The sequence below is a fragment of the Sedimenticola selenatireducens DSM 17993 genome (genome assembly GCF_000428045.1).
Lineage (GTDB): Bacteria > Pseudomonadota > Gammaproteobacteria > Chromatiales > Chromatiaceae > Sedimenticola > Sedimenticola selenatireducens.
The window spans coordinates 56,808-70,259 of the sequence record NZ_ATZE01000014.1 but is presented as its reverse complement, the minus strand read 5'-3'; the positions used below and the strand labels follow the sequence as shown (position 1 = coordinate 70,259).

14 protein-coding genes and 1 tRNA gene are annotated in these 13,452 nt (G+C 55.7%); 2 read left to right on the top strand and 13 right to left on the bottom strand.

Features of this window, described 5'->3' with window-relative positions; translation table 11 throughout:
- Positions 1-8: 8 nt before the first annotated feature.
- The 8 genes from alr to rnr form a co-directional block, all read right to left on the bottom strand.
- Entirely contained in the window at positions 9-1,085 is a 1,077-nt protein-coding gene (alr, locus tag A3GO_RS0112955) for an alanine racemase (protein WP_029133749.1), read from the bottom strand.
- Positions 1,085-2,443 (bottom strand): replicative DNA helicase, encoded by a 1,359-nt coding sequence (gene dnaB / locus A3GO_RS0112950; RefSeq protein WP_335340044.1) that lies wholly within the window; start codon positions 2,441-2,443, stop codon positions 1,085-1,087. The genes alr and dnaB overlap by 1 nt, the downstream gene beginning before the upstream one ends.
- A gap of 239 nt (positions 2,444-2,682) precedes the next feature.
- Positions 2,683-3,135, bottom strand: coding sequence for a 50S ribosomal protein L9 (gene rplI, locus A3GO_RS0112945; protein ID WP_029133747.1), 453 nt, complete (start codon positions 3,133-3,135; stop codon positions 2,683-2,685).
- A 31-nt stretch (positions 3,136-3,166) separates the two neighbouring features.
- Positions 3,167-4,087, bottom strand: a complete 921-nt coding sequence (locus tag A3GO_RS0112940) for a YybS family protein (protein ID WP_029133746.1) — start codon at positions 4,085-4,087, stop codon at positions 3,167-3,169.
- Positions 4,088-4,161: 74 nt separating this feature from the next.
- Positions 4,162-4,386, bottom strand: a complete 225-nt coding sequence (gene rpsR / locus A3GO_RS0112935) for a 30S ribosomal protein S18 (RefSeq protein WP_029133745.1) — start codon at positions 4,384-4,386, stop codon at positions 4,162-4,164.
- 78 nt (positions 4,387-4,464) lie between these two features.
- A complete protein-coding gene (rpsF, locus tag A3GO_RS0112930; protein WP_029133744.1) occupies positions 4,465-4,884 on the bottom strand; it encodes a 30S ribosomal protein S6 in 420 nt (139 codons plus the stop codon).
- Positions 4,885-5,026: 142 nt separating this feature from the next.
- Positions 5,027-5,782 carry a 23S rRNA (guanosine(2251)-2'-O)-methyltransferase RlmB gene (gene rlmB, locus A3GO_RS0112925; RefSeq protein ID WP_029133743.1) on the bottom strand — a complete coding sequence of 252 codons (756 nt, stop codon included), beginning with the start codon at positions 5,780-5,782 and terminating at the stop codon, positions 5,027-5,029.
- Between the two features lie 78 nt (positions 5,783-5,860).
- Entirely contained in the window at positions 5,861-8,275 is a 2,415-nt protein-coding gene (rnr, locus tag A3GO_RS23810; protein WP_037375339.1) for a ribonuclease R, read from the bottom strand.
- Positions 8,276-8,397: 122 nt separating this feature from the next.
- On the opposite strand from rnr, the gene A3GO_RS0112915 reads away from it, so the two are divergent.
- Positions 8,398-8,484, top strand: a tRNA-Leu gene (locus A3GO_RS0112915).
- A gap of 146 nt (positions 8,485-8,630) precedes the next feature.
- Positions 8,631-8,768, top strand: coding sequence for a DUF6538 domain-containing protein (locus A3GO_RS26865; RefSeq protein WP_418064559.1), 138 nt, complete (start codon positions 8,631-8,633; stop codon positions 8,766-8,768).
- Positions 8,769-8,795: 27 nt separating this feature from the next.
- Here A3GO_RS26865 and A3GO_RS25785 read toward each other — a convergent pair whose 3' ends face one another.
- The 5 genes from A3GO_RS25785 to A3GO_RS0112890 all read right to left on the bottom strand — a co-directional run bounded on the left by A3GO_RS25785 (position 8,796) and on the right by A3GO_RS0112890 (position 13,388).
- The gene (locus A3GO_RS25785) at positions 8,796-9,167 is read right to left on the bottom strand and encodes an IS3 family transposase (protein WP_084610064.1); all 372 of its coding nucleotides are present in this window, start codon (positions 9,165-9,167) and stop codon (positions 8,796-8,798) included.
- Positions 9,133-9,507: an IS3 family transposase gene (locus A3GO_RS26860; RefSeq protein ID WP_084610062.1), complete on the bottom strand. Its 375-nt coding sequence runs from the start codon at positions 9,505-9,507 to the stop codon at positions 9,133-9,135. The genes A3GO_RS25785 and A3GO_RS26860 overlap by 35 nt, the downstream gene beginning before the upstream one ends.
- A gap of 300 nt (positions 9,508-9,807) precedes the next feature.
- On the bottom strand, positions 9,808-11,763 hold the full coding sequence (locus A3GO_RS0112900; protein WP_029133742.1) for a M48 family metallopeptidase: 1,956 nt from the start codon (positions 11,761-11,763) through the stop codon (positions 9,808-9,810).
- A gap of 27 nt (positions 11,764-11,790) precedes the next feature.
- Complete coding sequence (locus tag A3GO_RS0112895; protein WP_029133741.1) at positions 11,791-12,387, bottom strand: LemA family protein; 597 nt, start codon at positions 12,385-12,387, stop codon at positions 11,791-11,793.
- Between the two features lie 530 nt (positions 12,388-12,917).
- Positions 12,918-13,388 carry a phospholipase D-like domain-containing protein gene (locus tag A3GO_RS0112890; protein ID WP_084610060.1) on the bottom strand — a complete coding sequence of 157 codons (471 nt, stop codon included), beginning with the start codon at positions 13,386-13,388 and terminating at the stop codon, positions 12,918-12,920.
- Positions 13,389-13,452 lie beyond the last annotated feature (64 nt).

The window sequence follows — 13,452 nt, the reverse complement described above, 5'->3', positions numbered from 1 at the left end:
CGTTACCCCTATCCATTGATCTCTTCAAACAGCACCCGTTGGGTCACTCCACAGAACAGCTCATAGGCGATGGTCCCGGCCTGATCGGCAACCACCTCCGCCGGCAGTCCCTCACCCCAGAGGGTCACCGGATCGCCAAGCCTGGCAGCCCGCTGGCTGCGCAGATCAATAGTCAGCATATCCATCGACACCCGCCCGATCAGCGGCACCCGACTGCCATTGAGAAGTACCGGGGTGCCGGATGGGGCATGCCGCGGATAGCCATCGCCATAGCCCGCGGCAACCACACCGACCGGCATATTTTCCGGGCAGACCCAGTTACCGCTATAACCGATGGGACTTCCCTTGGCAAAATGGTTGATCGCGATCAGCCGGCTCTGCAGCGTCATCACCGGCTTCAGACCGATCTGCTCACCGGTCTGCCCAAGCATCGGGGACGCGCCATAGAGCATGATGCCGGGTCTGACCCAGTCGGACTTTGCCGTCGGCCAGCCGATAATACCGGCCGAATTGGCGATGGAGCACGGGCTGCGAAACCTTTCTACGAAAGGCCTGAAGGTCGCAATCTGCGTCGAGGTGGCCGGGTCATTGAGATCATCGGCCGAAGAGAGATGGGTCATCAGACGCACCCCCGCGGCAACAGAGGGATCACTTTGAAGCGCCTGCCAGGCGGCCTCCACCGCAGCCGGCTGGAATCCCAGGCGGTGCATACCGCTGTCCACTTTCAGCCAGCAGACGAGCGGATGGGTCAGGCGCCGCTGGCGCAGCATATCTATCTGCTCCTGCTGATGAACCGCCACCTCAAGCTGATAATGTGCGGCCGCTTCCAGTTCAGCGGCATCGTAGAACCCCTCCAGCACCAACAGCGGGCGATCTACCCCGGCCTGGCGGAGTTTTACCGCCTCCTCGACCCGGGCGACCGCCAGGGCATCCGCGCCAACCAGATACGGCGCCACCCGCAACATTCCGTGCCCGTAGGCATTGGCCTTGATGACTGCATAGATGCGGCTTCCCGGAACAAAGTCGCGGGCTTTTTGCAGATTATGCCCGAGCGCGGCGAGATCGATGCGTGCAGTGGGGCCCATCAGTATCCGGAATCACCATAGACATCATGGGCGTAGTTCTCAAACTTGGTGTACTCGCCCAGAAAGGTCAGCCGGACACTGCCGATGGGGCCGTTTCGCTGTTTACCGATAATGATCTCCGCGATCCCTTTGTCCGGACTATCTTCATGATAGACCTCATCGCGGTAGATGAAGACGACCAGGTCCGCATCCTGCTCGATGGCGCCCGACTCGCGCAGATCCGACATAATGGGCCGCTTGTTGGTGCGCTGCTCCAGACTCCGGTTAAGCTGGGAAAGTGCGATCACCGGGACATTCAACTCCTTGGCGAGCGCCTTCAGCGAGCGGGAGATGGTGGAGATCTCATTGGTGCGGTTATCCCCCATCCCGGGCACCTGCATGAGCTGCAAATAATCCAGCATGATCAGACCCAGCTCCCCATGTTCACGCATCAGACGTCGGGCACGGGCGCGCACCTCCAGCGGGCTGAGGGCCGGCGTATCATCGATATAGAACTTCGTCTCGGCCAGCATGCTCACAGCCGAGGTGAGCCGGGGCCATTCATCATCTTCCAGCTTGCCGGTGCGCACCCGGGTCTGGTTAATGCGCCCCAGGGAGGACATCATGCGCATCGCCAACGACTCGCCCGGCATCTCCATACTGAAGACGGCTACCGGTTTTCCGCTCAGCAAGGCGACGTTCTCCGCTACATTCATGGCAAAGGTGGTCTTGCCCATGGATGGGCGACCGGCCACGATCACCAGATCCGCCGGTTGCAGTCCGGATGTCATCTTGTCAAGATCGGCAAAGCCGGTACTCAGACCGGTGATCGGCTGATCCTGGGCGAACAGGGTTTCGATCTTGTCCACCGCCTTGGTCAGCAGCGACTTGATACCCTCAAATCCCCCCTTGCCCTTGGCACCCTTTTCGGCGATCTCAAAGACCTTGCTTTCGGCGGCATCCAGCAATTCCGAACTGTCGCGCCCCTCTGGATGAAACCCACTGTCGGCGATCTCGTTACCGACATGGATCAACTGTCGCATCACCGAACGCTCACGCACAATATCGGCATAGGCGCGGATATTGGCGGCACTGGGAGTATCCTTGGCCAGGCCACCAAGGTAGGCAAGGCCACCTGCATTCTCCAAGTGGCCGTGGCGACCCAGTTCTTCTGAGAGGGTGATGACATCAAAGGGTCGCTGCTGGTCGGCCAACACTTCGATAGCACGGAAGATCAGTTGATGTTCACGACGATAGAAATCGCCTTCGGAAACCCGGTCAGCCACGTTGTCCCAGGATTGATTATCCAGCATCAGGCCGCCCAGTACGGACTGCTCCGCCTGAATCGAGTGCGGCGGAATCCGCAACTGGTCGGTCATGCCGCTCTCATCGGGCATGTCGGAAGGAAAAACGGAATTTTGCATGCGTCTCTGATGGTCTGGCTTCGATATAGAGCCAAAGGATACGGCAAAACGTGGCTGGCTGGAATTCCTCAGCAACTTTTTTAGCCGGCAACGGACAAAAGCCTGGCAACGCCACTCCCGGCCATCCCAGAACAAAAAAACGCCGGGACCGACAGCATCAGTCCCGGCGTTATTCTGTCACCCTTGACGCCTGATCAGGCGACTTCGGGCTTGATCACGATCTTGAGCGTGGCATCCACATCGGTGTGCAGGTGAACCTGCACGTCGAATTCACCAGTCGCATGGAACGGACCATCCGGAAGTCGAACTTCCCGTTTCTCCAGTTCACCGCCGGCTGCCACCGTCGCCTCCGCGATATCCGCAGTGCCGACTGAACCAAACAGGCGACCTTCATCACCCGCTTTACGTTCGATGGTGATGGTCAGAGTTTCCAGCTTCGCCTTACGTGCCTCGGCAGCGGACAGCGCTTCTGCCGCCTGCTTCTCCAGCTCCGCCCGACGCGCCTCGAACTCGGCCACGTTGCTCTTGGTTGCAGTTATGGCCTTTCCGGTAGGAATCAGGAAGTTGCGACCGTAACCGGACTTCACGTTGACCTTATCACCCAGACCACCCAGGTTATCTACTTTCTCTAACAGAATAACTTCCATCGTTATTTCCCCTGTAACAGGTATTAAATCTTCAGCTCGCCTGTCCTGGACCACGGGGTCCCAGGCGTGCCCTGAAATCAAACCATGCGTCTGCTATTCCAACCATTGCCAGTACGATAACCGTATGCGGCAAGGCAAATAACAGCAGCAGATATATGCCAATTAACCAGCCACTGCTTGAACCCAGCTTTCCGACAATCCCGTGTGCCAGCGCCAGTCCCTGGATAAACCATGCCACCACCAACAGGATGACGGCATACTCCGCCACTGTCACTTCGGTTCCGCTCCGCATCCACATCGGCAGCACCGCCAACAACAGGGCTATTGATAGCACCTTGGGCAATCTCAGCTGATGAAACTCGGCGCGAAAACCACCCGGGTTATACAGCAGCGCCTGCCACCAGCGCGCCAGAAGCAGGGACACTGTCAACTGCAGAAAAAAGCCTGCAGCGACAATACCCGGCATCCAGCTTGCCATCAGCGCGACCAGTGCCGCTTGCTGGCTGCCCTCTACCAGTTGTGCATCAGCCAGCGACTCCACAAAGGGACCCAGCAGTGCTTTCCAATCAGCCACTGGATCGGCAGACTGTATAAACTGTCCACCGAGCATCACAAAACCGAGAACCATTGCACCCACAATCGCCAGGGCCAAGGACCGGCTGGACCGGAGCAGCACGGCCAGCAACCAGACCGGCAGCCACATCAGGATCAGAAATCCGATGGCCAGATTGACCCCGCCCAATGCCAGCAGCGCGATCCCGCCACTGATGGCGGTGGCAAGCCCCAAAATAAGGGCTCCGGGTACAGTTCCCTTCCGCAGAGTGACCAGGGCCACGACGGAAGTGCTGAGTATACTTGCCGGCGGAATAAGCAGTGACAGAGCCGCCAACAGGATGGTCAACATCACCGCCTGTGGAACACCCCGCATCACAAAGGATGCTAAAACCCGCATTTACTCCAACCCGGCAATTTCAAACAGTGTCCGCGATCATTCAACAAAACAATGAACGCGGGTAAAAGACAGCCTCAGTGGCTGTCGGTGTACGGCAGCAGCGCCAGGTAACGCGCGCGCTTAATGGCTGTGGCCAACTGACGCTGATATTTGGCTTTGGTACCGGTGATGCGGCTTGGCACAATCTTGCCGGTTTCGCTGACGTAGGCCTTCAGCAGGTTGAGATCTTTGTAATCAATCTCAGTGATCCCTTCAGCGGTAAAACGGCAGTATCTTCTGCGACGGAAAAAACGTGACATATCAATCTCTCTATTCAATTCATTTAAACTGGTGATGTCTCATCGGACGACCAGATAATTCCGCGAACCATGGCCTGATCAGGCCGATGCGGCGGCCTCATTATCATCGTCATCTTCGTCGCCATCTTCATCATCAGAAGCGTCGTCGGATGAGGATCTGGAGGAGTCATCACGATCATCCTGGGATTTTACCAGCGGTGAAGCCTCTGTAATGGCAGAGTCGCACTTGATGACCATGTTACGCAGGATGGCGTCGTTGTAGCGGAACACGCTCTCAAGCTCCTCGAGAACCGCCGCGCTGCACTCAATATTCATGAGTACGTAATGGGCCTTGTGCAGCTTTTGAATTGGATAGGCGAGCTGACGGCGTCCCCAGTCTTCCAGACGGTGAATACGGCCACCATCTGTCTCGATTAGTGAGCGATAGCGCTCAATCATGCCGGAAACCTGGTCACTCTGGTCCGGATGGACCATAAACACAACTTCGTAGTGTCTCATTATTTCCCCTTTCGGATAATAGAGCCTCCCATTTATTATGGTGAGGCAAGGAGTAAAGCGCGGAGGCACCTCCACGCCAGGAAACCGCGGATTCTACATCGCCACCCCGAGACATGCAATAAGGGCGAGCACTACCGGCCACCTAACTGGTCATTTTCCTCTGCCTGACCGACTCAAACAGACAGATGCCCGCGGCCACGGCTACATTCAGGCTTTCAACAGCCCCGGCCATGGGCAGTTTCACCAACAGATCACAGGATTCCCGGGTCAGTCGGCGCATGCCTTTCTCCTCGCCACCCATCACAATACCGAGCGGTCCCTTCAGGTCGGCGTCATAGAGCGGAGTCTCGGCTTCCCCGGCCGTGCCCACCAGCCACACCCCGTGCTCGGACTGCAACCCTTTCAACGTCCGTGCCAGATTGGTTACCTGAATAAAAGGGACGGTTTCAGCGGCTCCACTGGCTACCTTGCAGGCCGTCGGGGTCAATCCCACCGAACGGTCCTTGGGAGCAATCACCGCATGTATCCCTGTTGCATCCGCACTGCGCAGACAGGCACCCAGATTGTGCGGATCCTGAACGCCATCCAGGATCAACAGAAAAGGCGGAACATCCAGCCCGGCAAGCAGTTCTTCCAGGGCTTTTTCATCCAGAGATGAGGGAACCCGGGTACGCGCCGCAACCCCCTGGTGATTTGATCCCTCAGTCATTTCGTCCAACTGCTCACGGCTCACGTAGGTTACCGGAACAGCGGATTCTCGAGCCAGGCCGATCACTTCGCGCATACGCCTGTCCTGCTTGCGCGCCCCCTCGACCCATATATCCAACAGTGATCCAGCGCCGTGCTTCAGCGCCGTTCTGACACTGTGCAACCCGGCAACCAGCTGATTCTCACTCATTTACAACCTCTACAAACACCACATAAAACCGGACAAAAGATGACTACATCTAACACGCAGCAGCCTGATATATGCCATCTATTCGGCCTTGGATTTTCCACGCTTTCCCGGGCCGCGCCGCTTCCGCCCGGTCGGCTTGTCACCCTGTTTCCGGCTGACAGGCTTTTTATCCTTCACAGCCGATGCCGCAGCACGGCTGCTGGCCGGCTTCTTGCCGTTTTTCCCGGCACTGTCCCGAGGCTTGGTTTCACCTGCCGGTTCAGAAGCAGCCTTTTTCCTGCGCCTGGACTTTGCCTTGGCACCCACCGCCTCCACCAGGGTGAAGTCGATCTTGCGGTCGTCCAGATTCACCGCCGCCACCTGTATCTTCACCTGATCACCCAGGCGGTAGACCATGCCGGATCGCTCGCCGGTCAACCGGTGGCCCACCGGGTCAAAATGATAATAGTCATTATCCAGTGCGGTGATGTGCACCAGGCCATCGACATAGATCTCGTCCAGTTCGACAAAGATGCCGAACGAGGTGACCGAGGTAATGATGCCGACGAACTCTTCACCGATCTTGTCCATCATGTACTCGCACTTGAGCCAGGAGGTGACATCCCGGGTCGCTTCATCGGCACGGCGCTCGGTGGCTGAACAGTGTTCACCCAGCCCCTGCAGCTCGGTCTGGGAGTAGTCAAAATCCTCCAGCGTCCCGCCCTTCAGCAGATGCCGAATGGCGCGATGGACAATCAGATCCGGATAGCGACGAATGGGTGAGGTAAAGTGGGTATAGGCGGCAAAAGAGAGCCCGAAATGACCCTGATTTTCCGCGCTGTAGACCGCCTGCGACAGCGAGCGCAGCAGCACAGTCTGGATCAGATGGGAATCGGGGCGGTCACGCACCTGGTCGAGCAACTCCGCATAGTCACGGGTCTGCGGCTTTTCGCCGCCGGGCAGCCTGAGACCCATCTCGCCCAGAAACTCCTTTAGATCCAGTAATTTCTCTGCTTGCGGCCCGTCATGATTACGATACAGCGCCGGCAGTTTCTTGCGCAGCAGGAAACGCGCCGCCGCCACATTGGCCGCCAGCATGCACTCCTCGATCAGCCGGTGGGCATCGTTGCGCACCACCGGTACGATCCGCTCCACCTTGTGCTCCTGATTGAACAGAATACGGGTTTCGGTGGTATCGAAATCAATGGCCCCCAGCTCACTCCGCGCCACCCGCAGAACCTGGAAAAGCGCATACAGCTGGTGCAGATGAGGGAGTAACTCGGCATGGGTGGTGCAAAGTTCAGGGTCGCCCTCGATCAGCATCTCCGCCACCTGATCATAGGTCAGGCGCGCCTGGGAGCGCATGACCGCCTCAAAGAAGCGCGACCGGGTCACCACCCCCTCCTTGTTGACATAGAGTTCACAGGTCATGCAGAGGCGATCGACCGCCGGATTGAGCGAGCAGAGCCCATTGGAGAGCACCTCGGGGAGCATCGGTATCACCCGGTCGGGAAAATAGACCGAGTTGCCCCGCAACTTCGCCTCCCGATCCAGGGCGCTACCGGGTTTTACATAGCTGGAAACATCAGCAATACAGACCAGCAGACGCCAGCCCTTGGGTTTGGCTTCGCAGTAGACCGCATCATCAAAATCCCGGGCATCCGCGCCATCGATGGTGACCAATGGCAGATGGCGCAAATCGACCCGCCCCTGCTTGGCGCCTTCATCGACTTCACGCCCCAGATGGGCGATCTCCTGCTGCACCTCATCCGGCCACTCGAGGGGCAATTGATGGGTTCGGATCGCCACGTCGGTTTCCATACCGGGGGCCATGTGTTCCCCGAGTACATCCTTGATTCTGCCGATGGGCTGGGTGCGCTTGGTCGGCTGCTGGACAATCTCGGCCACCACCATCTGACCATGGCCGGCATCATTAAAATTATCCTCGGGAATCACAATGTCCTGATGCAGTCGTTTATTATCCGGCACCACGAAACCGACGCCCTGGTCCATATAAAGACGACCGACCACCAGCTGATTCCCCCGCTCCAGCACCTCGACCACCGCCGCCTCCTTGCGGCCACGCCGGTCCAGCCCCACCACCCGGACCACAGCCCGATCATTGTGCAGCAACTGACGCATTTGGCGGGGCGATACAAACAGATCCTCACCACCCTCGTCCGGGCGCAGAAAACCAAAACCATCGGGATGCCCGATGACGCGGCCGGCGATCAGATCCTTGCTGTTGACAATGCACAGCGCGCCATTGCGATTGCGTACCACCTGGCCGTCGCGCTCCATGGCATTGAGTCGCCGGCGCAATGCTTCCAGATCATCATCATTGTGCAGCGCGAGCTGTGAGGCCAATTCCTGCTGGGCCATGGGCACACCGGCGGACGCCAGGTGCTGGAGAATAAACTCTCGACTGGGTATCGGGTTGGCGTATTTTTTCGCCTCCCGGATATGATGCGGATCCGCATTTTTTGCTGTTTTCTTACCTGAACTTCTGCTCAAAGGATATTCCCTGAATTTTGTTTAATTGAAATGCCATTGTACCGTTGACAAGGATTAAATGTCGCTGTAAAGTTCGCGGCCTCTGGAATGTGAGCGCAATCAACAGCGGCCAGACCGGAAAAGCCGAGGTGGTGAAATTGGTAGACACGCTAGCTTCAGGTGCTAGTGGGGGCAACCCCGTGGAGGTTCAAGTCCTCTCCTCGGCACCATACATAACCCTCTGATTTATCAGAGGGTTTTTTATTTATACCCTCTCAACAATAGCCGTGATACAACAAGCTGCTACAAAAAGGCAGCGGTTCCAAAACCTGGAGCCGCTATGTTCATACCATCTTATCTTCTTCGCTGACACGGCATTTTCTACTTCAGACGCGCTGTCCCCGCCACTCTTCGAGAGTGCATAGGCAAACGCGAGATTCTGCTGTCACTTCGCACACGGTACCCAAGGGAGGCGTTCCAATCTGCCCGGATAATCACTACCACGGTAAAATGATGTAGCAAGACTTTTCCGGACAAAAAATCACGCAACTTTTCGGCGCCTTTGTTCAAAATCCATAGGGCTCTGGTAGCCGATAGTTGAGTGGCGTCTCTGGCGGTTATAGAACACCTCATACTCGAATATCTCCTTCTTAGCCTCCTCTTTAGTCCGGTATCGGCAATGGTGGGTTAACTCCGTCTTCAGGGTGTGAAAGAAACTCTCTGTATCCCCGCCATTTCCTTTACGGCTCATGCTGCAGACAAATCCCTGCTGCGGGAGCGTCTTTTGATACAACGCTGACGCGTACTGGCTACCACGATCACTGTGCACGATCAATCCAGCCCCAGGCCGGCGCTTCCAGATGGCCATCATCAACGCGTCATTGGCCAACTGGGCATTGATGCGTTCCGACATCGGCTAACCGACTACAGCCCTGGAATACAGGTCGATGAGGACGGCCGCCCTCATCGGTGCGAATGTAGGCGATGTCGCCAACATATGCCTTATTTGACGCGTCCACCTGAAATTGACGTTCCAGCCGATTCGGTGCGACCGGCAGACCGTGCTTGGAATCCGTGGTTGCCTTGAATTCCCGTTTGGTCTTGACCTCCACCTTCTGCTGCTTCATCAGGCGGCGTACACGAGGGCAGCTTGGCGATTCCCCTTGCTCCGTCAACGCTTCCCTGATGCGACGTACTCCGTATGTCTTACGGCTTTCTGGTGGATCTCGGACACCTTGGCGCCCAGGCGTCAGTGTTCCTGGCTGCGCTTTCTTTCAGGCTGCACCAGCCAGTTATCGAACGCACTCCTCGACACCTCCAACATCCGGCACATTCGCTCGACAGAAAAGAATTCACGGTGCTTTTTGATGAATGCGTACTTCACAAGCTTTCCTTCGCAAAGTACGCCACCGCCTTTTTAGGATATCGCGCTCCTTCGTCAAGCGCTTGTTTTCCTTACGTAATCGCTTTAACTCATCGTACAGATGTCCTTCTTCAACTCGCCCCGCCACAGTGTTCATAAACGCCAAGCGGCACCGGCTCACTCGGCCGGGTCACGGAACTATCGGCGGCATGGGACATTCAAGGACACTCGAAAAAGCACGTAATAATTCAGCTTCAACAGGCAATATTTTTTGGTCACGCATGATACTGGCGGCACAGGCCTTCAGGAGTCGCGGCTTGGCCATGGGTTTCAACTTTTCAAGTTCTTGCAGGGCACGATCCAGAACTGAAAGCGTGATTTTATTTTTTTCCACTAATTGAAGCCCGCTTATTCCCAGCATTTTCACTGCAGCACTAAAGGCTTCTTCTATATCATATTGATCCTGCTGACCGGCGTAGGCCATTACCGAGAAAATCAGTTCAATTTCCTGTTTGAGCTGCCCAAGGTGAGAATAGTGTGGTTTCGTGTGCGTCAGCTTGAAGAACTGCCCATCCAGATGGCTAAACAGAATCTTCTGAAGCGACCACTCCAGCAGATCAACCCTGGAATCCGCTTCAATTAATGTAACAAGGTTGTTCCTGAAAGCCTTGTATTGATCAAGTGATAACTGTTTGAGCGCCGGTATGGCGATATCAATGATCGGCAACCGGTATTTAATATCCAGGCCATCCATTTCCGCCAGTAATTTCTCCGTCAACACAAAAACATCCGGATCAGCATACGTCCGCAAATGTTCCAGTTGCCTGCGCCGAACTTCACGCCCCGGATCGAGCAACAGGGAATAAATAACCGCACGGGCACCATAGGGCTCACGGGCTGTCTCTTTGATAACCGTGGGCAACTCTGCCAGCAGAGTGCGAGCGTGGTTTATAGTTTCCAGTTTCGGGTTACCGATTTGATCAATCGCATTGGCGACATCGGCCATGGCGGCACCGGTGACAACAGCGGCGACATTTTTGGCAAGCTCTTCTCGTGTTATGGTTTCTTTTTGCTCGCCCTCCCCCCCATGGCCCTGACCACCCTCCCGGGGTGAGTCGGGCTTGTCGGAGACGTCAAATTTGCCATCCCACTGGGGATCGATGCGCAGGATACGTTTCGCCAGCGGTGGATGCGTGGCGGCCAACGATTGCATCAAACCCGAAACGCCCTGGGCAAAAAAGGCGTGGCTGACTTCCGGTGCGCCGGGGTTTTCTACTTTGGATCCAGATTCAAGTCCGCCGATTCTCTTCAATGCGCCCGCAATCCCGTCCGGATTACGAGTAAACTGAACCGCCGTGGCGTCCGCCAGATATTCCCGTTGCCGACTTACCGCTGCCTTGATCAGGTTGCCAAAAAAAGTACCGGTAAAACCGATAACCATGAGTCCAATTGCCAGTGCGAGTATTCCGCCCGCGCTTTTATCGCTACTCCGCCCGTGCCTCGAATAAGAAGTGGAATACAACAAATAGTAGCCGGCAAGGCCGATGATCAGGATACCGTTCAGCACTCCGATCAAGCGGATATTCAGCCGCATATCGCCATTAAAAATATGGCTGAACTCATGGGCAATAACGCCCTGCAGCTGATCACGACTTAGATGATCAATGGTCCCCTGGGTCACGCCGATAACGGCATCGCGTGGTGAGAAACCGGCCGCAAAGGCATTAACGCACGGTTCGTCTGCAAGCAGATAAACAGGTGGTGCCGGTGTGCCAGAAGCGATGGCCATTTCTTCAACCACATTCAACAATTTGCGCTGCTTAAGATCATCAGTATTTTGCGGGATCAATTGCCCACCCAGCGATTCAGCAACAACCTTTCCACCGGCCGACAGGGCCATGATCTTGTAGAGACTGCCCACCAGCACCACGACACCGACACCGGCGCTGACTGCAGCAAAGGTCTGCCAGTCCATTTGCTGAAGTAAAGTATCACCGCCTTGAAGTTGTTCACTATTAATATAACCAAACGCCACCATGACCAGGAGATTGGTCATGATGATCAGGGTAATCACCGCCAACGTAAACAGCAAAACAAGCTGGAACGTGTTCTTGTGCACACGATCCTGTGATTCAAAGAAATTCATATCAAACGTCAGAATAAAATACAGTAACTAGAACGAGACTTTTGGTGCTGCCTGTATGGCCGCCGTGTCTTCAAATTCCAGCAAGGTCGCATCCTGTGCATGACCGAACCGTTCTGCAAAGTATACGGGTGGGAACGTCTGCTTATAGGTATTATAGGCCATCACCTGGTCGTTAAAGGCCTGCCGTGAGAAAGAGACCTTATTCTCGGTGGAGATAAGTTCTTCGCTTAACTGCATCATATTCTGATTGGCCTTGAGGTCCGGATAGGCTTCCATAACCATATTAAAGTTCATCAAGGCGCCAGCCAGTTTGCCTTCGGCACCGCTCAGGTCCTTTATCGCCTCGGCATTGCCCGGATCAGCTGCCGCTGTTGACAACATATTTTGCGCCACATTACGCGCCTCAACCACGGCCTCCAGGGTTTCACGTTCATGCTTGATATAGCCCTTGGCGGTCTCGATAAGATTGGGTATCAGGTCGTAACGTCGCTTTAACTGCACCTCGATCTGTGCAAAGGCATTCTGGTAGCGATTCTTCAGCGTAACCAGTTTATTAAATATCCCGATCACATAAAAAATGATCAGCGCAATGACAACCAGAACAACGATTACTGTGGTATCCATATTCCTCGCCTTTTTACAAGATAAGTCGGAAGCCTGTAACTCTTTAAAGTGATAATGACGGAATGCCAGTGTACCGTGTGCATGATCACTGAGGCATAAAACGATGCCTCATGGTCTGCCCGGACCCCACTTTCATTACCGTGACCCATGGAAACGCACCCCTGTGTCATTCGTATCGGGTTGACCCATGGCAGCGTCACTAGTGAAGGCTGCCATATAGGAACCAGGACCAGGGAAGGGTACGGTATAAACGTACTGCGCGTCCATCGGAAGCGATACAATCTACGCTTAGTAGCGACACCTTCATTGATACTGATCAACATAACTGTTGGAATGAAAACCCTGTCAAATATCGGATAGTTTTCGGCAGGTTCTTGATGTCCAACTGTACACCGCGCACCTTGCCTGACCATCAAGCCGACCAGACCGCCTGTCAACAACAACCCCGTCGTCATCCAGAGCGGCACCCGATCACAATACCAAGATCCTTCGCCGACCGGTTGCCTTCATCTGAACACTCCAGTCACCACCTACCCTATAGCCAGCGCCGCGCCATCCAAGCCACTGCCTCGGACAAACGCGCCAGCCAATCGCGTCTTTCCCCAGCGCGCAGGCTGAATGCGCACTGAATCATCCATATCTCCCAAAAACTGTTGCTCCAGCTTCGCTGACAATTCAGGGTCCCGCGTCACCAGGTTGAGCTCATAGTTAACAAACAGGCTGAGAGAATCCAGATTGGCGGTGCCGAGCATCGCCCATTCGCCATCCACTGCGAACGTCTTGGCGTGCAACACCTGTGGCAGATACGCATAGATGCGGACGCCGGCGGCGAAGGCATCCGCATAGATACAGCGCAGCCGATGGCGGCATGTCCGGGTATGGTTGTGTACCAGGATACTGTCGCTCGAAGCGCTATCCGGTAACCAACGCCGCTGCCCGCGCCAGAAGGCATCGAACAATTGCCCGCGCGCGCCCGATCGGCGAGCGCCTCGGCGAACCACCGACCGACTTCGTCGTCCGCGAAGATATAACTATCCAGCTCGACCGACCACCTTGTGCTGGCAA